This is a genomic window from Serratia sp. TSA_130.1, assembly GCF_052691795.1.
The window spans coordinates 928,863-951,115 of record NZ_JBQZFS010000002.1; the positions used below are offsets into that span (position 1 = coordinate 928,863).

Sequence of the window (22,253 nt, forward strand, 5' to 3'; positions counted from 1 at the left end):
ATTGTGGCCTGGATCCTGCAATAGCCTCAGCAATCCACATAACAAGAGGAGCAGGTTTCATGCCACATTCAACACACATGCATCAGGTTTCGGCCAAAGACGCGACCGCCGGCTACAGCCCGCGACTGTGTAATGAAGATCTCGCGCCGACGCGCGACCAAAACTGGAGCTGGTACAACATTTTTTCATTCTGGATGTCGGACGTGCACAGCATGGGGGGCTATGTGGTCGCGGCGAGCTTTTTCACGCTCGGGTTGGCCAGTTGGCAGGTGCTGCTCTGCCTGCTGATCGGCATTTGCATCGTACAGCTGTGCGCCAACCTGGTGGCGAAGCCAAGCCAAATGGCCGGCGTGCCCTATGCAGTCATCTGCCGCCAGGCGTTTGGCGTCTTTGGCGCCAATATCCCGGCGGTGATCCGCGGGCTTATCGCTTTCGCCTGGTATGGGATCCAGACCTACCTTGCGGCCAACGCCCTGATGCTGGTGCTGCTCAAGTTCTGGCCGTCGCTGTCCACGCTCACCGGAAGCGGCTTCCTCGGCCTGTCGCTCCTGGGCTGGCTATGCTTCGCCACCATGTGGCTGCTGCAGGCGATGGTCTTTTGGCACGGCATGAACGCCATTAAGCGCTTCATCGATATCGCCGGGCCGGCAGTCTATGTGGTGATGCTGGCGCTGGCGGGCTGGATTGTATACAAGACCGGTTTTGACGGGATTTCCTTTACCCTGGCCAGCAAATCGCTGACCGCCGGGGAGCAGACCTGGCAAATGATCACCGCCACCGCGCTGGTGGTCTCCTACTTCTCCGGGCCGCTGCTCAACTTCGGCGATTTCTCCCGCTACGGCAAAAACATGGGCGAGATCCGCCGCGGCAACCGCTGGGGCCTGCCGTTCAACTTCCTGCTGTTCTCCATCGTCACCGTAGTGATTGTTTCCGGTACACAATCGCTGTTTGGCCACATGATCACCGACCCGATTGAAACCGTCAGCCGCATTGGAAACGATCTGGCGGTCGCCATTGGCCTGCTGACGATGATCACCGCCACCATTGGCATCAATATCGTGGCCAATTTCGTCTCGCCGGCCTTTGACTTTTCGAACTGTTCGCCGCAGAAAATCAGCTTCCGCACCGGCGGGATGATTGCCGCCGTTGGGTCGATTCTGCTAACGCCGTGGAATTTGTTTAACTCGCCGGAGCTTATCCACTACACCCTCGACGTGCTGAGCGCCTTTATTGGCCCGCTGTTCGGCATCCTGATCGCCGATTTTTATCTGATCAAACGCGGCCAGGTATCCGTGGACGATCTGTTTGATGACACCCCGAAAGGCAAATACTGGTACCGCAACGGTTTTAACCCGAAAGCCATTGCCGCGCTGCTGCCATCGGTGGCCATTGGCCTGATCATCAGCTTTATTCCGGCCCTGCACCAAGTGGCCAACTTCAGCTGGTTTATCGGCGTCTTCCTCGGCGCGACCGCCTACCGCTGGCTGGCCCGCGATGAGCGCACCGCCGTGGCCGGTCCGGCGTTCCGGGCGAAGGTGATGGCGCAAAAAGAGTAATTCCGCCCACAGCAAACTGCGTCGGAAGGGAAAAAAGCCATCCGCAACCGTGCCGCCTCGGCGTTAACGCCGGGGCGGCCGTTGTGAGCGAACCAGTCGGCCGCTGGCTTTTCACCGATGCGCGGAGGAGCGCTGAGCGCCGCGATCAAGCGCGTATTTTCGAAGCACTTCAACCCCCTATCGCATCTGGGGTTGAGGCAAGTCTGCATGAAGAGACGGCGGAGTGGTGAGGGAAAGCCCGGCCAGCAAGGCGGCGATAATGACAAACAGGTGCCCTTCGGACGAGTCCAGCAGGAATGAATTGAACAGATGGCAGGCCATGTAGCTGCTGAGCACCGCAACGAACAGATTTCGGCGCGCCGGCGGCAAGCGCCAGGCTGCACGGTAGCAACTCCACATCCAGGTGAGGAACACCATCAATCCCAGCAAACCGCTCTGCACCGTTTCCAACAGGTATTCATTGTGCGGATTATGCACGCCATAGCCGGTGGATGGATTGCCGTACCAAAAGCTGCCGGCGCCGTTGCCCAGCAGCGGGGATTGCTTTATCAGTCGCAGGGCTTCGCGGGCGAAGGCGGTGCGTTGCCCCATGGAGTTGTCGCAGGCCGCATAAGCCGTTTGGGCCGGGGCGAAAACGCACCCCTGAATTTGCTGGACGCCCAGCGTCAGGCGCTCCATGGCGCGATTGGGGGTCATGACCAGCATCACGACAGCCAGTATGCCGCAGGCGAGCACGGCCACTTGCTGCTTGCGCCGGAGGGTAAGCAATAACCAGATACCCATGCCAACGGCCAATGCCACATACCCGGTACGCCCCTGCACCATCAGCAGAACATTAACCGTCGCCAACAACACCAGTCCCGCATACCCCCAGCGCCGTTTTCCGCTACAGGCAAAAGCACGCGACAACCAGACCAGCGCCGCCAGCGCCATAAACACGTTTTGGGTGATTTGCAGCTTAAACACCGTAGGGTTGTCGGGGTTCAGCCCGCCCAATGTGACATGGCCAAGCCCGCTCATGAAGCTGATGGCCAATATCGCGGCATTGGCCCACAAAAAGCCGCGGACAAATTGCGTCATCAGCCGCGAGTCGGCCAGAAAGAACAGCGCCAGCGGCAGGACATACAGCAATTTTTGGTATTTGCCGACCATTTTGGGGCCGTAGGCGTGAGCATGCGTCAGCAATGACAACGCCAGCAGCGCAAATATCAGGGCCGGCAACCAAACCAGGGGATGACAAACCAGTGCAGCCCACGGCCGGATATCGCGCAGCCAGAGCAGACAGACGACAACCAGCCCCAGTGAGATATTCATCAGGGGATTGGAGGTCGGGAGGGAGGCTCCCAGCAAAAAGGCGGTAAATGCAAACAACCGTTGCTGAAGGGGCGTTTGTATCGACGAGGAAACTGCTGAGTTGAATAGCATCGTGACGTACTCATTGATAAGAGAAAAAACACGGTGGAAGGCCGCGCAGGATTAACGCTGCGCAGACCCGACGAGGGATGCCAGTTGCCTGTTAACCGCCTGTATCACATCGCCGGCCGGGATGGCCGCGAGGTAACGCTCGCAGGTGTTGGTGTCAACGGCTTCCGGGGCGGGCAGCGGACGATAGTCTCCGGCCCACAGCAAAGTGTGGGGCGCCTGCCACGGGGACCATCGCGCGAGGTCGCTGGGTCCGAACAGCACCACCGAGGGCGTATTCAGCGCGGCGGCCATGTGCATCGGCACCGAATCGACCCCGATAAACAGCCGCGCCCGGTCAATCAGCACCGCGAGCTCCGGCAGCTCCAGACGCCCGGCCAGATTAATCACCCGCCGCGGTAACAGGCAGCGGGCCATAATGGCGCTTATCATCGCGGATTCATCTTGCGTGCGTCCGCCGGTGAGCACCACCGTTCTGCCCTGGGCGGTCAGGTGGTTAATCACGGCGCTGAATCCGTCCACCGTCCAGGTCTTGAAAGCCCAGCGTGCGGTCGGCTGTATCAGCACAAAATCGGTCAGGTGATGGCGTCGACTGAGCCGGTCAACGTCATCCACATCAGATTGCCGCCAGGCTTGCGTCACCTGCGTGATTGTCGTGGGCAAGGCCAGTGGCGCCAGAATGCTGAGATTATTCAGCACGGTGTGCTGCGCCGGGCCGGCAACGTCGACCAGTAGCGAATGGCAGGCCCGCCAGAGTCGATTGTCGCGTTTGGGGTAGCGAAACCCCAGACTGAAGGTCGGTTTGAGAAAACGGCAATACAACGCCGCCCGCCACTGATCGGAGAGGTTGATCACCAGATCGTAATGGCCGGTCCGCAGGCTGTTCCATAACGCATATTCGCCGCGGTATTGCGCTTTCAGCCCTTGGCGCTTGAGCTCTCGATCCACGGTAAAGGCCAGATAAACATCCTGATTGCCGGCCAGCATCGCCTCGGTGCCGTCATAGACCAGCACATCGATCAGCGCATTGGGGTAGTTGACGCGCAATGTGCTGAGCACCGGCGTCATCAGCAGGACGTCGCCAAAGTGGCGCAGCTTGATGACGAGAATGCGTTGCACGCTATCCCGGTGCAAAAGCGCATTGGGCACCCGGCGATCGGGGAGTGTGGCCAGCGGGGATGCGGGGCGTTTGCCGGTGGTGCGATGGGCATTCATGGTTCGTCGCCTCAGAAAAATACAAAAGGCCGCTGCAGGGCCGAAAGAGTCCGTGAGGATAAAAATAGCGCTGCGCCACGGTTCGAAAACCCGAGAAGGCTGCAGGGAGAAAACGCCGTTCTCTCTGCCGTGCTCCCTGAACCGTCAATCTCGTTATCGCGGGAAAGCGGGCGATTAGCAGACGTTCTCGTCATGGCTGAGTACGGGGGTTTTATCCTGATAAATTGTCGAGCGCTACGTGGTATTCACCGGATGAATAAAGAGTTACCGCCGAATAATATCCTGCCCGATCTTAACGGCGACCGTGTAGCAAAGATAATTGGTTGTGCAGATCAATAAGATCTTACCGATCGTTGAAAACGATCAATCCTTTACAAATTGCAGGGTTACCGAGAAAATTCCTAACCTATTGAGGTTATTAATGTCTTTTATTGCTGCACCGTGCGGCGCGTGCTGAACTCACTCCCCGACCGGAGAGCCCGGTGCGGGAAGTGAACCATCGTTAGCGAATAAACGTGGGAGGGAGAAATAGGAGTTTTCACCGGAGGAACAGCGGCGCCGCGGCCGGATACCTAATCACTCGCCAAGCGCAGAAATTGCACGACCGTCGAAAAGCTGAGCTTTGGAGAATAGACCGGCTGGGAGAGCATCGAAATGGTACAGCGATACGCTCACCTTGCACCGAACCATCTCACTGAGCATGCGAGACAAATTGATGCGATTTTCGGAGGTTTAGTCCCAAATCTGTCCCATGATGAAATTGGAAAGACGGGATGAAAGGCGTAACTCATTGATACTTAATGGCACGCCCTATAGGATTCGAACCTATGACCTACGGCTTAGAAGAAAGTGACATAAAGATTAACCTATTGTAATTAAAGGCCGTTCTGCATTCACAGTGACATGAATCGGCAAGTGATGACATATTAGTGGCGCCTTAATGGCACCGTAGTGACGTCACCAATATGACACCATCCCTACCCCTCAATCCCACCACCAGCTACCATTACTGCAAAACCACCAATGGAGCGCAGCAATGGGCAGTATCACCCTCGCCGGCCGGCAGATCTTCATACTCAACGAAAACGACAGATATCCAGAACCAGAACATAATAGTCCTCAGATGTTCGCAATAAGAGAAGATGAGGAGCAGCAGCACTGGCTTTATGTTTGGCATAAAGGGCGCTGGCCCCTCGTATCAGAAACGCCGTTCGAAACCCAGGGCAAAGCCGTTGATGCAGCGTTAAAATTTGATACCGCTACAATCCCAATGCGTCCGAGGCGAAATAGTTAGAAATGCGATCGTTTTTGACGATCGATAGAGAGAAATTGATCTACAAAACCAATTTGATGGATTGATAGGCAAACTACAACATATGGGCACTATCACAAGGATGACACATGCTCATAAAATCTCTCGTCCGCCTCGCAGCATTGATGTCTGCCATTTCCATTTGCACAGGCACAACCAGATGGCCAGACAGTTTGTTTATTTCCAGTATTGTCATGCTGCTCATCTGGTTGCACGCTGAGTGGGATTGGTGGAACAAGAAAGGTTAAATTTTCTTCCCTAATGCCGCGTAATGGTTTTTGTACGCCTGATAAATCAATGACATCTCCTCATCTGTGATTGCCCGGTTAAAAGCCAGTACCGCCATAATTTTTCCCGTTACTGTTGTGCCGTGGTCAATACTTGCCCCTATCAGGATGTTTCCAGTGATGCTGGCAGGGGCAACAGTCCCGTATGGGACAAGCGCATGCTGGCCAGTTGCAGGAATATCTGCATGGATACCGAGCCGGCCAGTCCCATCTTTGATATCTACTACTGTTCGAGAAACTGCAAAGATGCTATCCAGCGCTAACGCCTCTGTTGGCGTCGTATCGAGTACAGAAATCCAACCAGCTCCGGCAGAGTTTAACCACCGGCCGCCCACTCGTTTTGCTATCTCATACTCATGACACCTGGTGCGCATAGGTGGGGATACCTGCATTACCCCCACGACGTTAAACTTGCCGCCTGGGTTCTTGCTGATACCAATAAATGTCATATCACCGGTAGAATATGGCTCAATGTTTATTCCGGTATCAATATAATTTGTTTCATTAAGAGAAACTTCATAATCACTAACAACGGGAGAGCCAATAACTGTCATGTCACTGCCTACCCTATTACGCACAAGAGACCCAGTAGAGTCCACATCAAATTGCAAAAGCATCCCTGGAACTAAATTTGGTAGCGCGGTAATTGGAAATGTAATTCTCCCAAGAGATCGTGTGGCTGTAACCGTGCTATCGATGTAAACGCGAGTAGTTGTCATTGTGACCTCTTAGAAATTTAGAAAGATTTGTTGAAAGCGATAAGATCATTGTAAAGCGGCAGGCCTGAAACTGGTGAAACGTCAGTAGACGAATCCCTAATACACCCTCGGTTTCCGGTATTGGCACCTGGCATATTAGATTTATTACCTACATATGCATAGTTCACTGCGGTTGCCGTGCCAGTTTTTGCAATCCTTACTGTATTACCATTATCAATGGTAACGCTGGTTATAGTGGCGCCAACAAGACGAAAACCATAATTCCCGGGATCTGACACTCTTGATGTGTCTATCACTGCATTACCTACACCACCCAATAGAGGAATGACAATTTCAGAAGATGTTTGAGTGATGTTTGAATCATCTGGTCTGAGCGCAATATTGTTACCATCATTTAAGTAGTTAGCAATAGCGACACCTGCAATTTCCCCATCAGTTCGATAACCATTACTTGACAGATGATCTTTATCGACATAGGGGCGAGTATATTGTGTGCCTGTAAGGATGAAATCATCATTATCACGGCAGATTTCATATTGCGCATTCCCAATTATTAGATTCACATCAGCGCCTGCTGCTCCGGCCTGAACAGTTGCATTACTAAACTGCTGAACAAACATCTTCAGGTTTAGATTTGGATTGTCTGTAACGTCTCGTAGATAATCCTCATAATCCATACGAAGAGTTAACATAAGATTTTTGTAGTCTTGAGCGCTTGTATTATTCACAGCATCCGCATTGCCGTGAATGAAGAGCATGCACGGACGATATTCCATCCCCAGGCTTGTAGCTATTTCATATGCTCTCCGCATCACCATTTGTGTTGAGATAAATGATGGCTTACCTTTTGAAATATTAGCCAGCGATGTTCCTGATGATCCAGTTGCAGAAACCAAGCATGTAATACCCGAGAGCTCAAAAATTCGTTCTCCAATGCCACTACAATCAGACTCCTGACCACCACATTTCCCAATGTTTTCTACAGAGGATACTAAGTAGTCCAGATCTGAAAGGTCAACTGACTTTGCCGGATATGCGCTGTCGTATTTAGGGCCACCATTAAACGTTACTGCCCCATATGGATGCCTGGCCGAAGTTGTCACAGGGGATTGAACCACTGATGCTCCGCCAACTGACAGGGATTGCCCAACTAATATAACATGAATTAATGTTGAATTTCCCTGCTTAATGCGAGAAAGGCCATCTGGCTTGATGCGATGTATACTATAATCACCGTTCCCACCTTCTTTAGACGCAAACTTTACAAAATAACTATCGTCTACTGCCTTGAAAGTGACTGGATTTTTATTTCCGGAATCAGATGTAATACTTGTGTTTTCACCATTGCTGGATATGAACTTAATAAATCCATCATCCTCTATTGCTAGACCACCATCTGATGAGACAACCGGGCTTGTCTGTTGTGTATCCCTATCGCGAATATCAATTACTGATCCATCTCGCTTAACTATCTTGAAGATGTCTCCATTCTTATCAACATGTACCTCGGCGTAATCAGGGTACTCATTAGAGAAGAACGTGCTGTATTTAAGCATTCCAATGCTACCATCTTCAGATAGCGAAAGAATCAACCCTCCTGAATCTCTTGATTGAAATGTTGACCCGTTAGCGCCCTGCACTTGCTCAATTCGGCTACCAACCATAACGGCAGGAAACTGCGATGTACCATCTTCTAATCGCCGGTAAGTTACATTACCTTTTTTATCTGTCGCCATCTCAGCTACCCCTGGGAACCCAGAAACGTTTTTGGCATTGCTGTCATAAACGAAATCAACTTTGTTTTGTAGTTCAAAAACAAATTCACTTGATGGGTAGCTTTTCCCTGTTTTCTGACCAACTCCATTAACGTTCTGCCATACATCAGCAATATTATTGCTATCTTGCGACCAAACAAAATAATACGCTAGATTCGGGATCTCACCTGACGCAATAGCAGCCTCTGCTTCTGACACAGTCCATGGATGCCCCAGAGGTGCAATATTTGCCAACGCTCCAGACCATGTGTATCTTTCAACTCCAAACCTATCAACGTATTTTCTATTGTCTGAGTTTACTATTTCATCAATCTTCCCGGTATTAAACCTTAAATCATTCAAAGATTCGCTTGGGATTGGGTTACTTGTCGGTGTGGTAGCCATTTATTCAGTTACCTCGTAATTATACATTTCATCGTTGTATTCAGACATGGTTAACGAGGTTGTCCCGTCGCCATTCGGTTTCTTTTCAGTGATCGTCCATTTCGTTGCATCCATCTCCACCTGAGAGGCGATGACGTAACGAGACGGCGACTGGACGTTGTAGCCGTCAAATATATTGAGGTTTATTACTGGCACTGCAGCGGTAAAACCAAAATTCGTATCGCTGCGGGGGTATGCCTGAACGCGCGCCGTTGGAGTGCCACTTGCATCAGTGATGACGACAAACATATCTCCGGCCCATTTGATGCGCTCGCTTGTGTCGAAGTTGTTGCCGTTACGCGCAACGATATAGCCATCCTGCTGATTAGCATCGTAGATATCGGCTACCTGCACCATCTGCCCGACATTCACCCATTCACCATCGGCCAGCGCGCGGATAGCCATCGTTTGCCGTGAGTACAGCAGCCGGCGAACTTCTTTCAATGCCCGATCCCGTGCCTGGAAAGAATTGCGGATAAACAGCATGTCGAACTTCTTCGCCTTTACCGGCTCGCCCTCTTCTATCGAGTTGCCGACGATCCGGTAGCGGATGAATGCCTGTTTATTCGTGGACGGGTTTCGATACTTGACCTCTACCCCATCAAAACCACCGGGTAGCGTCATGTCGTAGGAAAGGCTGTAATCCTCCGCTTTCATGTTGGCGCGGTTGAACACCGTAGTTGCACCTGGCTTCCACTCATCGCGTGTGAAGGACAACACCCCGCCATCCCAAAATGCGGTCACCGTCGCCGCATCACAGATTGTCTGAACCCGAGAGCCCAGCGAGATGTCTTCGTCATCGAAGGTGTAATCGAAGTAGCCCAGGCGCGGCTCAGGAAGCGATGCCGCGATAGAGTAAAGCTCGTAGATGTCGATGCTTGACTCTGGCTGCCCCCCCATCTTTAGCCAGGTGTGCAATACCGCGTCTGCAAACGAGCGTGACGGCCTTTCTGTGTAATCGACCGTCTGTGTAGCCAGGTTGTAGCTAATGACGTGACGGGTGATTAGAGCGTTATATTTTCGCTCCCTCGCACTGGTTGCGCGCTCTGTCGCAGTGACAGTAACGGTTACGAGCGTGTCATTGGGGTAAACAACGTTGGTGCGCGTCCTGACGATGTGAACAGCTTCTACTTTCAGGATTGAGTGATCGTTGCTGTTGTTGGTGCGGATGAACGTTACCGCATAACGGCCATTACCAGATACTGGCGTGAATTTGAACGTGCCATATTTTGTATCCGCGTTCTCATCATCGTTGTTAAGCCCGATGTTGTAGCTTTCCAGCGTGCCGGGAATCTGGTTGTTATCATCATCAACCTTCCAGAATGTAACGCTGGTTCTGGCGTAGTCCCCATGCCCCAATTGCGCCTGCAGATGAACCCAAAGCTGAGTCCCATCAACCGGAGAGAATGATGGGCCAATTACCAGAGGTTCATTATCGTTAAGAGTGAATATCGACGTGTTGATTACCGCGTCTTCGGGGATCTGGCTGATATCGTTGCCGCTCAGATTTACAAACGTGAACTCGTAGAAATACTGCGGGTTCACTGGGGCGCCATCGTCGGTTGTCGTAGCACTGAAGAGATCGGCAAATACCGTTATATCGCGCGTTACTGGCCCTGATACCGTGTTGTAGGTGACGTTGACAACGAACGACACAGAATGAGGCTTAGGCAGGTCATAGAAGTAATCGAAATCGCTGTTCTGCTTGATTTTCACCTTTGCCTGTCCGGCGATGAACTCGCCAGAAACCATGTCGGTGGTCGTCGTCGCCGTTTCTGCTGGGAAATCACCGCTCTCGTTCGGCCCAGGAAGCTCCTGGCCGTCGATGTCGTCGAAAGCGAACCCTTCATTGATCAGCGGGATGTTCTCGCCTGGCTGGTAGATACGGTATGAGGCGCCAGCCAGCGCGCCGAGGTTCGATTCTGAGTACCTTACTGACGTGACGTCATACCGGCCCAGCCCGAAGTTCATCCACTCGGTCACCTTCTTGATATTCTTGTCGTACTCAAACAGCGACTCCTGAATCAGGTCAGGGTACGCGCGCACCTGGCCGTAGTTGTCCGGCTTTGCCTCACCGTTTCGCGCAATGTTGGTTTGCCCTTTCAGGCTGTTGTTCGGGGAGGTCTTTGCGTTGCTGCTTGTCGCCACGCCTGCACTTGGCTGGCCGAGCAATGACGTCAGGATTTTTTGGACGAACTTTATAGGGGCAAAAATTGGGCTGAGAACCTTCCCAATGGTTCCGCTTTTCGGCTGGTCGAACACGCTGATCACGTCGCCATCGTTGAGCGGGAAATTCAGCTCATCATCAGGCTGCAGCTTTACGCCGTTACGCAGAATTTCAACATCGCAGTGAAGGTTGGCCGATTTCAGCCAGGGATAGAACATGCTGCCAGCGGGAAGGTTATGACGTTCTTTAGGCAACCCCGGCACGCGCTGAACTTCGATCAACGGCATAGTCGTAAAACTCCAATTTGGTGAAAACTCGCTCCAGTGTCCGTAGCTTGTCAAAGCGCACATGCCCCGCTTCGCCGCGGCTATGGAATGCTTGCCCATCAATGACCAAACCGACGTGAGCTGGCTGACCGCCGTAATACGCGATAAAAATGCTACCGTCGGCCGCTTTCTCGGCCTGATGCCAGAACACGACATCACCGGAAAAACACGTCAGGAAGTCGCTGCCGGCTTCGTAGTCCGGCGTTTGGTGTATCTCTATGCCGAGCACATGCCGGTAATACAGCACCACCAGCCCCCAGCAATCAGCCGCGTCGAACGAGCACGCTCGTTCGCGCCATGGTTTACCCTCCATGGCGTGAATGAAGTCAGGTTTATGCATTGGCGAGCCCTGGAAATTCCGTGGTGTTGTAGAGAAAGCCGATGTTGTTGTTTAGCGGGTTCTGCAGCGTGAGCGAGCACGTTACGTCAGCCTCATCGAGAGAGGCGTCTTTCACAAAGAGCGTCCAAGACTTCAGTGGCGTGTTCATGTCCGCCGCATCGAAACGCTGATATGTGGCAGAGATCGGCGTTATGCGCGAGTGCGCGCGCCATAGCTTCAGCTGCTGCTTAAAGTCCTGTGCCAAGCGCCCGAATTTCACCGTTGAGTTGATCACCGGCGTGCTGCTCTGCTGACTCTCTGCGACCTCCATCCGGCAAGCTGAAAACACCTGGCCGGCGAACGTCTTCGGATATATCTGGTTTGCCACCAGCCGGATAGCGCCAAACGCCGGATGACTAAACGTCATCGTGTCGTAGATGATCCGGTTGGGCCGCTGTGACTGAAATTCTCGTAATGTAGGCATTCAATACTCCGGCATGTCGCGGTTGACCACTTCATCAATGATCCCCCACTGATACGGCGGAAGCTCAACAATGACGTCTGAGAACTCGTCATCCGGGTTGTAGACCTTCCGGGTGATTACGCTCGCTGTCCACGTCGTCGTATTGCCGTTGATGCTCGTTTGAACCGGCGGCGCCACGAAATGCAGTTCCTGCAGTTGCAGGCCAGAACCACCCAGATTGCACAGCATCGTGAACCACTGATTGCCATTATCCAGGTAACGAGGGCTGCGATACCACTGCTCGAATGCCCGATCCTCTTGCAGCGTGAAAATCCACGTCAGCGACCAGGTGGTTTTGAGGTCATCTGTCAGACGCTGGAATATCGGCGCGCCCACTGCCGGCTGATCGGTGCGGAACCCGGCATCAATCGTGCGGCTCTTGTTGGCCTTCTGGGGAAGTGATAGCCAGTCGGGATAAGGTATTGCCACGGTTTTCTCCCGGTAATAAAAAACCCGCCGGAGCGGGTTGTGTCTGTGTTAAATCAGCAGTGGCATACCAAATCTGGCAATGCCTGTTCAAATTTCAGGATATGCGGCCACAGCCAGGGAGGGTATGTTTGTCTTTCGCTAATACAATGGAGGTAAAAATGTCAGATATCGCAGACCCAAGCACAAACGCCGAACAGGCCGCTATGCAACTGGTTGTCGAGTTAATTCGAGCAGAGCGTGTCCCGATGCATCACAGCAACGTCGACGGCGTTCTCAGCATGTACGACCAAGCGCTCAATCACTTCAAGAAACTGAACAGCGGCGAGTCTGCTTCTTAATTAGGCGACTGTTGCTCTGAGTAAAGTCGCAGGTACGCATCACGGATGGTGTCGGCAATTCCCTGAGCCTGCCCCATCCGTTTTTCATCACCCAGAATACCGTTTTCCCGTAAAGCGCCGGACAAAGCAGCTGCGGCTTCGTGCTGCACATCTTCTGGCAGTTCAATGAATTTCATATCATCATCCTCATCGATTAAGTTATTGGGTTGCCTTACGCGGCGCCTGATGGTTGCGTGTGAATGACTGGCTTAGTGGGCCGCCATTGTCCATATCAGCAATAAATGCCGATACAGTAAGCGTGTCTCCTGCCATGCTGGCCTGATAGTCGTATGCTTTTGAACCGCCTGATTGGTCGTAAACATTAAACACGACGTTAGGCATTCCACCACCGCCTTGCATGTCCTTGTTGCTGATCACCCTGCCGTTGTCACCGGGGATCATGTACTGCTTACCAGTGCTCGCCTGGTAAATCTCTGGCTTGCCTCGCTCACCTACCTGGTACATCGCGCCAGCGCTCACAGGGCCGCCGTTATAACGCGCGCCAGCCAAAGCCAGCCCGCCAGCCAATCCCACGGTTGAGGTTATCCCTGCAGCCGCTGGAGCTGCGTTAGCGCCAAGAGTTGCCAGTGATGCCATTGCGGCCGCCGGCGCCCAGGCTGAAGCCGTTGTTGCAGCCATACCCACAGATGACGCCACGGAAGCGGCGCCAAGCGTCTGGCCGAGGATGTAGTTTTTCAACGCCTCCACACCCACCTGAACGATGCTGTTTATCACACTATTCAGGATGGTGTTGCCAAGAGACCTCATCGCCTCTTGTGCCGACATGGTGCCGGTAAGCAGCCCTGTAATAGCGTTGGAGGCATTACCAGAGAAAGCATCAACAGCGCTCGTCAGCATGTCGTAACCAAGGCTCTGCTGGCTCAACAGCTGCCACTGCGCCGCCGTCTGCTGCTCCTGGTATTGCTTCTCCTGGGCAGTGCGCAAAGCCAGGTACTGATCATCCGTGGCCTGTTTAGCCAAGATAAATTGGTCATAGCTGATTTTTCCCTGCTGGTAACTCTGCTGCAGTATCGCCTGCTCCTGCTGTTGATACTGCTGCATCAGGGCCAGCTTCTGAGCATTCTCATTCGCCAACTGCTGAACCGGATCAACTTCAGATCGTGCAGATGCAACAGGGTTAACTACAGCCTGAGCGTTAATCTTCGCTAAGTTGTTCTGATGTTCCAGCGCCATTTTCTCAGTGGCGGTGTTGTACTCCTGAAGGTCAATCTTGCCGGCATCCAGCGCAGCTTTCAGGTTCTGCATGGACTCGGCGTATGATTTATTCTCTGCCTTCTCAGGCATAGCCTTAATCGCCTCAGTGACGCCTTTGGCTGCGGCGGCCGCATCCCATGCTTTTGCGGCATATTCCCCGGCCAGGGCTACCTGTGCTTGCGTCGCGCCTTTACCGAGTGATTGCTGTGCGGTCAGGATCGCCTGCTCTCGGCTAAACTCCTTCGTGGAACTAGCAGCAAGCTCAGATTTTTGCCTAAGATTCTCTACCTTTTGAGCAGCACTCTCTGCTGCTGCAACGCCAGACTTGGTCTCAGATTTGAGTTTTTTTTGCGCTTCAAGATTACTGTATGTTGCCGCGGCCTCATCTTCCATGCGCTTGGTACGGGGGTCATCCTTTTTGAAACCAGCATCCTCAGCTGCATATTGAGCTTCGAGCCTAGCCCTTGCTTCACCCTCAAGTTTAGAAAGAGCGAGCCTGCGTTCTGACTTCTTGATTAATTCATCTTGTTTAGGGTTGGAGCCAGAATTTATCTCGATTGGTTTGCTTGCATTTTCTGAATCCTTCGCAGATTTTGCTCGAATGTGCGCTATCTCCTGCTCCACACGTTTAAGCTCGAAAGCAGCCTGCCCCCTTCTTTGTTGATAAACACTGTCAGTCTCATACCATTGCTGACCGTTTTTTAATTCCTCATTGTATTTTTTCTGTAATTCAATAAGTTTTGGCATTCTGGCAGAATCACCGACATTTCTATTATAGAAATTAAGGTTATTTGCCACTGACTGCATTAGACCAGCCAAGGTCTGTGTTAACTGTATTGACTCATTAAGATCGCCAATCACATTTTTGAAAGCCACGTCGAGACTGTTTTTTGCTCTCTCAACTGTAACTGGCATTTTATCAAATTCTTCATTTACCGATTGTGAGCGCTTCTGAATAGCATTCAAAGCATCTTCAGCCGTCAGCTTACCATCTAACATGCGCTTACGAAGCTCACCCATAGAAAGACCGAGTCCAGCAGCAATCTGTCTTGCGAGTTCAGGCATGTTTTCAAGTACAGAGTTAAACTCCTCAGCCCTCACGATACCACCAGCTATTGATTGACCAAACTGGCGTAGCGCATTGGACATTTCTTCTGCGGAAGAACCACCTACCACACCTATTTTCTGAAGCGTATCAGTCAATCTCAATACTTGTAGATTTGATGCTCCAGCCTCTTTAAGGCTTGATGTAAGTGTTTCCCATAGTTTTTCTGTGCTTGCAAGGCTGCTCCCTGTGTTTGCTGCAATAGCAGAAAGAGAGGCCATAGTTATAGTGGCTTCTTCTGTACTTGAGCTAAGCCTACGAACTCTAGCCTCTAACATTGTCATATCATCAGCTATTTTTATTAACTTCATAGCTGCCTGAATGGTGATATACCCCCTAATCAAAGATGTTAATTTGTTTAAACCACCGCCTAAACTATCAGCACTACGACTTGCATTTAAAAATCCACCACCTGCTTTTTCTGCATTTGATGCAACATTACCTAGTGAGCCTGAGGCCTTTTTACCTGATGCATCAACACCATCTAAACCTGAGCTTGCACCTCTAGCATTTTTATTTAACTGCTCCAAAACTACAGAAGCTCGTCGGCTTCCTGTAATTAGCTTTGCAGTTTCTATATCTACTTGGTAAACAAGGGTTCCGCCGTCCTGTTCTGACATTCACTTTTCTCCAGGCAATAAAAAACCTCGCCGTAGCGAGGTTTATATCATTCGATTAGTTTAGGCGTCTTCGCCACACAATGCTGTGTAGCCAACAATATCGCTTTTATCCTCTTCCGTTGATATTCTCTTATTTCCTACTTTGTAAGTGACGGCTTTACTAAAGAATCCCTTTTCTTTCATGCTTAAATCAATCATGAATGAGTGAAATCCCGCATAAGCTCCAAAGCCGTTTTTAGCGTTCACCTGACCGCATACCAATGCCAGAAGCGTACCATCATCATTCTCTTGCGTTTTTACAACGCGCGTGTATCTGAACTTTGCACTATCCGGGTCTTTCAGATCTGCTGCTACTTCCTTCTGCGCAAGCTCAATGGCTTTTTGTTCTCCAGGCTTGCATGCAGTCAACGACATAGTGGCAATTGCCAGTATTAATATCTTTTTCATTCTTCCTTGCCCACCAATCAAAGATAGGGGAATCGTAGCAGATGGCGCGCGACTGGCAACGAAAACGAGGGGCCAGAAATCAAAAACCCACCTCTTGGGTGGGTTTATTCAGCAGGCTCTAGGCCTATATCCTTTAGGGTGCAGTCACCCCTGCAAAGTGCATGAAACTTCTTGGCATCCACGCCAGCCTGTTTCGCCATGGACTTTATCAGATCGCGCGAAAAAGGGGCGTGGTGCTTATCGACTGTAACAACATGCTTCGAGTTCGCAGTCTTTCTTATCCATTGTTCATGCGAGGTTCCGGTCTTAGGTTTCATCTCGAATCCTAACGCCCTTAACCCGCTAACAACTTCAGCATACTTCAGCGGAGAAAGTTTCCTACCGAACATATGCTAGTCTCATGCAGTAGCCTCACACGGCTCGCGGAACAACTTGCTCGGCCCTTGCTTGTTGCTAAAGAAAATTCTGAAAGCGATGTTCCAGTACTTTAGCCACATCGAGAGCGGCGCTTTGCGGTTCAAAAGCTGTTTAGTGTAAGCTGGTTCAGAGAACGCCTCTTCAAGATAATCTTTAACTTGGGCATCCAATTTTTTCATTGCTTCCTGCATGGTATCTGCCTGTGCTGCCAGCGACAAATCAAGGCAGGCGGCGACAAACACCCCGTTCTGCTGATAGGCCATGCAACGTAAGGTTTTCATCTCTTCTCTCCAGTTCGGTTACCATATTGGTAACTTAACGAGAAGTTTAATACTGATACTCGCAAATGATCAATGCAGAAGTGATTAAAAAATTTGCAGAGCTAGAATGAATCGGCTTGATAGCGACTCAAACAACGTCGTTTCAAACGATTACAAAGTCGAATTCATTTTCGCTTCATCATCTTCTGCCAGCGCTTCTCATCTTCGTCCATCACCTGATCGTACTCTTCGCGCGTGAATCCTTTCTGCTCTGGGTACTTTGCCGCCAGCAGCAACTGAAACTCAGTCATAGAAAGGCGCTCTGCTTCGGCACGAGGCATATTGAAGTGGTTCCGCGCTGCGCTGATGTACTCGAAGGCGTTGAACTCGTTCACGTAGCTGTTCGACTCGTGTCGCTGCAGCTTGCGGATCTTTGCCTTGCCGATGATGCCGTGAGTGATCAGCGACTGGCCGATTACGATGATATCGCTCGCCGGCATCTTGCCGCGGCGAAACACGAAAGCCCTCTTACCTCGTTTGCTTGGCCGCAACTCTCCCACCAGCGCGCTAAGGTCATCATCACAGCATGCCTGCATGACGATCATCCCGGCGAATATTGCCGCACTGCTGAATGACGGCGCATTGATGTATGCCAGCAACCACCCAGGAACCTCACCGTATGCCTCTACAGCGGCTTCAAGTAAACGTGGCGCCTCACTGGTATGGAGTTCAGCAAATCGCTCTACAATCTCCGCTGGCGAGCCTATGCGGGTCATGTTTGCGAACGAAGGTCGAAGGAAGTAATCGCGATCGGCATCGGTGATGACCATCTCGCCTAATTCAGTGATTGGTGTCATGAGATGCCTCGAATAATTATCATCAAGGGCGCAATACGCCCTTTGTGATAGTCACGCGGTAACAGTGATCGCGCTGGTTGATGTTTTGGCGCCATCGTTGGTGGTAAATGTGATTGTGGCCGCGCCGGCAGAAACTCCAGTAACAAGCCCTGACTGATTGACGGTAGCCTTACCGGTTGCCGAGGATGACCAGGTGCCGGTTTTATCGCTGGCATCTGCCGGTGCCACGGTAGCGGTAAGCTGTTGAGTAGCCCCTACGGCAATGCTTGCTGTTGCTGGCGCCACTGTCACACCGGTAACCGGTACATCTGCGGCGACTTCAAACACGACAGTATCGGCATCAGCGACTTTCCACTCGCCGGAGAAAGTGGAGATGTCGCTCGTGCCAAAATCACCAGACCACGACGTAGTGTTGAAGTAGCCCATGATGTAGGTGCCGGAATCTTCGCCGACGAAATCGAATCGAACCCAAATCGACGGCTGCCGGCCAGCCTGCACTTCATCGAAAATGTACTTGGAGATGTTGAGAGCGCCGATCTCAGTGGTTTTGTCTTTGCGGCGGAATTCACCTTCACCGGAAATGGTGAAATCCATGTTGGTTACCAGGTTCTCCACCAACCCTTTCGCGTCGTCCGCTTCAGACGTCACGGAGTTTGGAGAGAAGTCGAAGCCCTTGGTGGTCAGCGCGCCGAGGCGCTTCCAGTCACTCAGTGCCGGCAGCGTGTCAGCACAGCCGAAAGCCATACGCAGCACCGCGACTTTACCGATCAGCTTGCCGGTATCATTTGCACAACCTTGCATGTGTTACCTCTTCAAATAAAAAAGGCCGCCCAGAGGCAGCCTGATGGATAGATATGTGCGTTATTCGCCGTAGGTGCAGCAGACTAAAAGCCGGTAGATTAATCGCCCCTCTGCTGATGGGATTGGCGTTGGAGAGCCTCCGAGCAGACGCATGGAGCCAACACAGCTATCAGCGCCCTGCTGGCTGCTGATATAGTCGGCGATTTTGTTCGCCGCGGCATCTGCTTCTGTGTTCTTCCCTTTGGCCCCGACTACATCGACCATTACGAAGAAATCTCCGCCGCGGTCGTATTGAATATCTGAACCACCACCAGGACGGAACACGATGAAGGCGTCGGATAACTTACCCGTGTCGTTCCACATCAGCGTTTGGATTGTGAGCCCCGCGGTTAGGTCTGCACTCTCGAAAAGATTTCGTAGGCGGAGATACATTGGAGGTGTCACAGCATCATCTCCTTCCTGATTATCTCGTCCACTTGCCGGCGGGTTTTCTCTGCGGCCTTGGTGAGGAATTTAGGTTCACCAGATGGATCCCAATAATTACCGCCACCTTGCGACTTAGGACGCGGCAGCCCTTTTAAGATGCCACTGGCGTTATGAACATAAACCGCATAGTTGGCCGAATACCCGATACGCCCAGTGATGCGTGTTCCATTCACTACGGGGGTGTCCTGGTATTGCGAGTTAATCAGTACCGAGGTTTTACCTATTGGGGTCATCAGGGCAGCCTCATTGCCGATGATAAACAGCGCTGTTTTGATAGCCCTGACCGCCTTTCTCGTCCTGACATCCTCAACCACGGCATCAAGACGCTGCTGGGCCTCTTTGATACCCTTTATCTTTACGCCCATCACTACACTCCCGTCAGAATGGCTATATCCTCTGCCAGGCGGTCAAACGTGTCGGCATAGCGGATCACCTGCACCACCTCATCGGCACCCGCAGCGATCGGGTCTACCATGGTAGACATGCCGATAAGCAGATAGTCGCCTTTTTTGGCTTCGGTGAATTCAGTCCAAACAGTGTTTTTTACAGTGATTTCCGAACCGATATTGTTCAGCTTCGCAGAGAGTCCGCCCTGGTAATCGCACATGATAATTTCAGGCGGAGCCCAACCCAGAGGATCGCCCGCTTCGCTATTGCCTAGATTACGCCATATCGTGGCCTCAGCCGTGTATGACCAAATGGCTAATGATGACATGTCACTCTCTCCAGCTAATCACCGCAGGCCGTTCTGCCGCGATTTTCGGGCAATTAAATTTCCACTCACCGCGGTCGTTAACGAATCCCGTGGTTTGCCTGGCCGTGTCAGTCTTCACCCAGACGCGCTCAAAAGGCTTTGGTAATCGTTCGGTGACAGGTATCCATGCCATCAACCACCACCGCACATGCAGCCACCCTTGCCGATCCATACACCGGCAAAAGCCTTGTTTGTTGGGTCAGGTGGAACCAGGCCTGTAGCGCACCCTTTTTTGTCCAACCCGCGCAGCAGGTTCAGCGCCCCCTTCCAACGATCGCTAAATGACTGATAGCGGAACGAACGCGAAGCCCCGCTTGGCGCCGTTTGAGAGCTGATGTATTTATCTCCCTGGCCTAATCCCATAAGCCCGAGAAGATAGAGTTGGATGAGTAACGCTGTTGATGCTGGGTAATTCGCATCCAAACAATCCTGAATGCTATTCACCTGCTCCACCAGCGCATCCAGGACGAAATCAGGCAAGGTGATACCCTGTGACTCCAGATATTCCTTGGCCTTTTCTTTAGTCACCATGGCTGATTCCTGTAAGAAGAAGCCCCGCCGAAACGGGGCATAAAAAAACCGCCTTGGCGGCGGCTGTTATTCAGCAGGGAACAGATTTTCGAGCTCGCCTTCAGGCAACAGTTCACCTAGCTTTTCTTCGCCGAGGTTGCCTTTGAACTCAATCCCCAGATCAGTGAGCCGCGCCTTGATAGCATCCTTGCGCGACTTTGTTTCGTTGCCGGCATCCGGGGTGGCTGGGGTCAGCTCACCGCCGGCCGCGCCACGCATCAACCGAACGTTAGATTTCAGCGCTGGGTGAAGCTTTTCCAGTTCCAACACATCCCCGATCTCTACGCCATTCCAGGGGCGAATAACTTCGTATTTGGCCATCTTTCCCCCTTACGCCAGATTGGCGCCGTAGACAACGCCGGAAAGCCCCTGATCGTCTGCAGTGATTTGCAGGCCTTCAGCAGACATGATCTGGAAGTTGTAGTTAACGTTTGGCACAGGGCGCGGCAGCGGGACAACACCCACAGCCATGCCAACCAGCGGAGAGATCACATCACGGCGACGGACGTAAGCGACGAACTCATTACCCTTCAGTGCAAAGGTCATGCGAATTTCTTTAACCGGTGCAAATGGCAGTACAGCCTGCAATACAGTGCCACTCACAACGCCGTTGACCACGTATGGCTGCGCCAGGTTTGCCCAGATTTCTGGGGATACCCACATCACGTCGTACTGAGCGACTTTGTTGGCGCGCGCCAGCGCACCGAATGCACCTTTGCCGAAGAACTCGAACAACTGAGTCATCGTTGCTGCAGTCAGATCGATGTTTGCGCCGCCGGCACCAGCCCCCAGATTGAGCTTTTTGGTGTTGCGGTGGTTTTTAATGCCCTGCGCAGGATAGGACTGAACCTGGATGTTAGGATCACCGTTGAGGTAATAGTTGACGCGCTTCTGGTTGAACTTACGCATCTTAGCCATTTGCGAGTCCAACACCAGATCGATACCCACGGAGTTCAGCCCGGCAGCATGGCGCCAGTTCACACCATAGCCGGCAGTGAATACCGGAATTGGGTCGCCATCGCTGGCGTATTCGGTGTGGTCAAAGGAGAACGGCGCCTGGCCGTCAATGCTTACCGACACGTCATCAGCAATATCACCGACCACGCTGTACAGCTTGGCAGTTTTGCCGACGGACAGAACCGTTTGCACGCCGATCAGATCGTTGATGATTTCCATGCCAACTTCCTGATCGCGCAGTTGCAGTACCTGGCGATCAATTTCAGCCCAGAAATCACGAGTAAAGCCACCAGCAGCGTTTACTGCCAACCACTCCTGCGTCATGTGGGCGCGGTTGGCAGCGATCATGGCGTTATGATTGGCGTTCCACATATTGCGGTTCGCCCACAGCTCATTCCAGTGACCACCGAGACGGCTATTAGCCGCCAATGTCTCTTTGGAGAAATACATGTGCGTTTATCCTTCTTTTAAGCGCCAGCGGCGACAGTGCCAACGCGCATACGCACGCGGATGAAATCGGTAGCGCCGGCGGCGATGGTGGCTTCGTCCTGGCTGTAACCGATCACTGAATCAGTGTCAGCAGTTGCCAGGGTGAATTGGCCGTTAGCGCCAAGCTTGATCGGGCTGTCTTTCTTGTACGCGCCAGGTACGCAGAGCAGCGCCAATTCACGGCCTTCTTCCACGTAGTTGCCTACAGCAGAGTCGCCAGCAGGAACCGCCTCGGTGATTTTCAGCCCTTGATGGTAGGCGACGTCGATGATGTAGATCCGGCCCTTTAGCGCGGTAGCCTGAGCGAATTCATCGCTGGCGTTGATGACGGCAGCAGTGCCTGGCAAAAGTGCCGCGGCAGTGGTGCGGGTTTCGGTCTTATACAGCGACTTTCCGTCGATGTTTACGCGACGATAACGTGGCAT

At 52.1% G+C, this 22,253-nt stretch carries 25 protein-coding genes and 1 pseudogene; 4 read left to right on the forward strand and 22 right to left on the reverse strand.

Features of this window, described 5'->3' with window-relative positions; genetic code table 11:
• Window positions 1-59: 59 nt before the first annotated feature.
• Window positions 60-1,556, forward strand: coding sequence for an NCS1 family nucleobase:cation symporter-1 (locus ACUTQY_RS11230; RefSeq protein ID WP_046686558.1), 1,497 nt, complete (start codon window positions 60-62; stop codon window positions 1,554-1,556).
• Window positions 1,557-1,733: 177 nt separating this feature from the next.
• Here ACUTQY_RS11230 and ACUTQY_RS11235 read toward each other — a convergent pair whose 3' ends face one another.
• Window positions 1,734-2,981, reverse strand: a complete 1,248-nt coding sequence (locus tag ACUTQY_RS11235; RefSeq protein WP_046686557.1) for an O-antigen ligase family protein — start codon at window positions 2,979-2,981, stop codon at window positions 1,734-1,736.
• A gap of 51 nt (window positions 2,982-3,032) precedes the next feature.
• Entirely contained in the window at window positions 3,033-4,193 is a 1,161-nt protein-coding gene (gene rfaQ, locus ACUTQY_RS11240; protein WP_046686556.1) for a putative lipopolysaccharide heptosyltransferase III, read from the reverse strand.
• Between the two features lie 636 nt (window positions 4,194-4,829).
• Here rfaQ and ACUTQY_RS11245 point away from each other — a divergent pair.
• Window positions 4,830-4,970, forward strand: a pseudogene (locus ACUTQY_RS11245) (integrase); the annotation flags it as partial.
• A gap of 259 nt (window positions 4,971-5,229) precedes the next feature.
• Window positions 5,230-5,487 carry a hypothetical protein gene (locus tag ACUTQY_RS11250; RefSeq protein WP_046686555.1) on the forward strand — a complete coding sequence of 86 codons (258 nt, stop codon included), beginning with the start codon at window positions 5,230-5,232 and terminating at the stop codon, window positions 5,485-5,487.
• A 262-nt stretch (window positions 5,488-5,749) separates the two neighbouring features.
• Here ACUTQY_RS11250 and ACUTQY_RS11255 read toward each other — a convergent pair whose 3' ends face one another.
• From ACUTQY_RS11255 to ACUTQY_RS11280, 6 genes are read right to left on the reverse strand one after another with little or no spacing between them, the layout of a single operon-like run.
• Window positions 5,750-6,511 carry a hypothetical protein gene (locus tag ACUTQY_RS11255; RefSeq protein WP_144414655.1) on the reverse strand — a complete coding sequence of 254 codons (762 nt, stop codon included), beginning with the start codon at window positions 6,509-6,511 and terminating at the stop codon, window positions 5,750-5,752.
• A gap of 17 nt (window positions 6,512-6,528) precedes the next feature.
• Window positions 6,529-8,670, reverse strand: a complete 2,142-nt coding sequence (locus ACUTQY_RS11260) for a hypothetical protein (RefSeq protein ID WP_445583297.1) — start codon at window positions 8,668-8,670, stop codon at window positions 6,529-6,531.
• On the reverse strand, window positions 8,671-11,163 hold the full coding sequence (locus ACUTQY_RS11265) for a host specificity factor TipJ family phage tail protein (protein WP_445583296.1): 2,493 nt from the start codon (window positions 11,161-11,163) through the stop codon (window positions 8,671-8,673). It lies immediately after the preceding gene.
• Entirely contained in the window at window positions 11,123-11,542 is a 420-nt protein-coding gene (locus tag ACUTQY_RS11270) for an NlpC/P60 family protein (protein WP_445583295.1), read from the reverse strand. The genes ACUTQY_RS11265 and ACUTQY_RS11270 overlap by 41 nt, the downstream gene beginning before the upstream one ends.
• Complete coding sequence (locus tag ACUTQY_RS11275) at window positions 11,535-12,005, reverse strand: DUF1833 family protein (RefSeq protein WP_197797564.1); 471 nt, start codon at window positions 12,003-12,005, stop codon at window positions 11,535-11,537. The genes ACUTQY_RS11270 and ACUTQY_RS11275 overlap by 8 nt, the downstream gene beginning before the upstream one ends.
• Window positions 12,006-12,473, reverse strand: a complete 468-nt coding sequence (locus ACUTQY_RS11280; RefSeq protein ID WP_046688430.1) for a hypothetical protein — start codon at window positions 12,471-12,473, stop codon at window positions 12,006-12,008.
• A gap of 158 nt (window positions 12,474-12,631) precedes the next feature.
• On the opposite strand from ACUTQY_RS11280, the gene ACUTQY_RS11285 reads away from it, so the two are divergent.
• Entirely contained in the window at window positions 12,632-12,811 is a 180-nt protein-coding gene (locus ACUTQY_RS11285) for a hypothetical protein (RefSeq protein WP_060447766.1), read from the forward strand.
• On the opposite strand, the gene ACUTQY_RS11290 is transcribed toward ACUTQY_RS11285, so the two are convergent.
• The 14 genes from ACUTQY_RS11290 to ACUTQY_RS11355 all read right to left on the reverse strand — a co-directional run bounded on the left by ACUTQY_RS11290 (window position 12,808) and on the right by ACUTQY_RS11355 (window position 22,253).
• Entirely contained in the window at window positions 12,808-12,987 is a 180-nt protein-coding gene (locus tag ACUTQY_RS11290) for a hypothetical protein (protein WP_154871414.1), read from the reverse strand. The genes ACUTQY_RS11285 and ACUTQY_RS11290 overlap by 4 nt on opposite strands.
• 22 nt (window positions 12,988-13,009) lie before the next feature.
• Window positions 13,010-15,790, reverse strand: a complete 2,781-nt coding sequence (locus ACUTQY_RS11295; protein ID WP_445583294.1) for a tape measure protein — start codon at window positions 15,788-15,790, stop codon at window positions 13,010-13,012.
• Between the two features lie 60 nt (window positions 15,791-15,850).
• Window positions 15,851-16,237, reverse strand: coding sequence for a hypothetical protein (locus ACUTQY_RS11300; protein WP_342134102.1), 387 nt, complete (start codon window positions 16,235-16,237; stop codon window positions 15,851-15,853).
• Between the two features lie 104 nt (window positions 16,238-16,341).
• Entirely contained in the window at window positions 16,342-16,626 is a 285-nt protein-coding gene (locus ACUTQY_RS11305) for a type II toxin-antitoxin system HicA family toxin (protein ID WP_060387677.1), read from the reverse strand.
• 9 nt (window positions 16,627-16,635) lie between these two features.
• Window positions 16,636-16,935: a DUF1902 domain-containing protein gene (locus ACUTQY_RS11310; protein WP_060387676.1), complete on the reverse strand. Its 300-nt coding sequence runs from the start codon at window positions 16,933-16,935 to the stop codon at window positions 16,636-16,638.
• 164 nt (window positions 16,936-17,099) lie between these two features.
• On the reverse strand, window positions 17,100-17,771 hold the full coding sequence (locus tag ACUTQY_RS11315) for a DUF6246 family protein (protein WP_445583293.1): 672 nt from the start codon (window positions 17,769-17,771) through the stop codon (window positions 17,100-17,102).
• 51 nt (window positions 17,772-17,822) lie between these two features.
• On the reverse strand, window positions 17,823-18,572 hold the full coding sequence (locus tag ACUTQY_RS11320; RefSeq protein WP_041033806.1) for an Ig-like domain-containing protein: 750 nt from the start codon (window positions 18,570-18,572) through the stop codon (window positions 17,823-17,825).
• A gap of 60 nt (window positions 18,573-18,632) precedes the next feature.
• A complete protein-coding gene (locus tag ACUTQY_RS11325; RefSeq protein WP_126178768.1) occupies window positions 18,633-19,016 on the reverse strand; it encodes a phage tail termination protein in 384 nt (127 codons plus the stop codon).
• Window positions 19,013-19,423: a hypothetical protein gene (locus ACUTQY_RS11330; RefSeq protein WP_060429457.1), complete on the reverse strand. Its 411-nt coding sequence runs from the start codon at window positions 19,421-19,423 to the stop codon at window positions 19,013-19,015. Before ACUTQY_RS11330 ends, ACUTQY_RS11325 begins: the two co-directional genes overlap by 4 nt.
• Window positions 19,424-19,425: 2 nt before the next feature.
• The gene (locus ACUTQY_RS11335; RefSeq protein ID WP_126178767.1) at window positions 19,426-19,773 is read right to left on the reverse strand and encodes a hypothetical protein; all 348 of its coding nucleotides are present in this window, start codon (window positions 19,771-19,773) and stop codon (window positions 19,426-19,428) included.
• 171 nt (window positions 19,774-19,944) lie between these two features.
• The gene (locus tag ACUTQY_RS11340) at window positions 19,945-20,343 is read right to left on the reverse strand and encodes a DUF7370 family protein (RefSeq protein WP_126178766.1); all 399 of its coding nucleotides are present in this window, start codon (window positions 20,341-20,343) and stop codon (window positions 19,945-19,947) included.
• 66 nt (window positions 20,344-20,409) lie between these two features.
• Window positions 20,410-20,703: a hypothetical protein gene (locus ACUTQY_RS11345; protein ID WP_126178765.1), complete on the reverse strand. Its 294-nt coding sequence runs from the start codon at window positions 20,701-20,703 to the stop codon at window positions 20,410-20,412.
• 9 nt (window positions 20,704-20,712) lie between these two features.
• Window positions 20,713-21,789: a major capsid protein gene (locus ACUTQY_RS11350; protein ID WP_445583292.1), complete on the reverse strand. Its 1,077-nt coding sequence runs from the start codon at window positions 21,787-21,789 to the stop codon at window positions 20,713-20,715.
• Window positions 21,790-21,806: 17 nt separating this feature from the next.
• Complete coding sequence (locus tag ACUTQY_RS11355; protein ID WP_049188535.1) at window positions 21,807-22,253, reverse strand: gp53 minor capsid family protein; 447 nt, start codon at window positions 22,251-22,253, stop codon at window positions 21,807-21,809.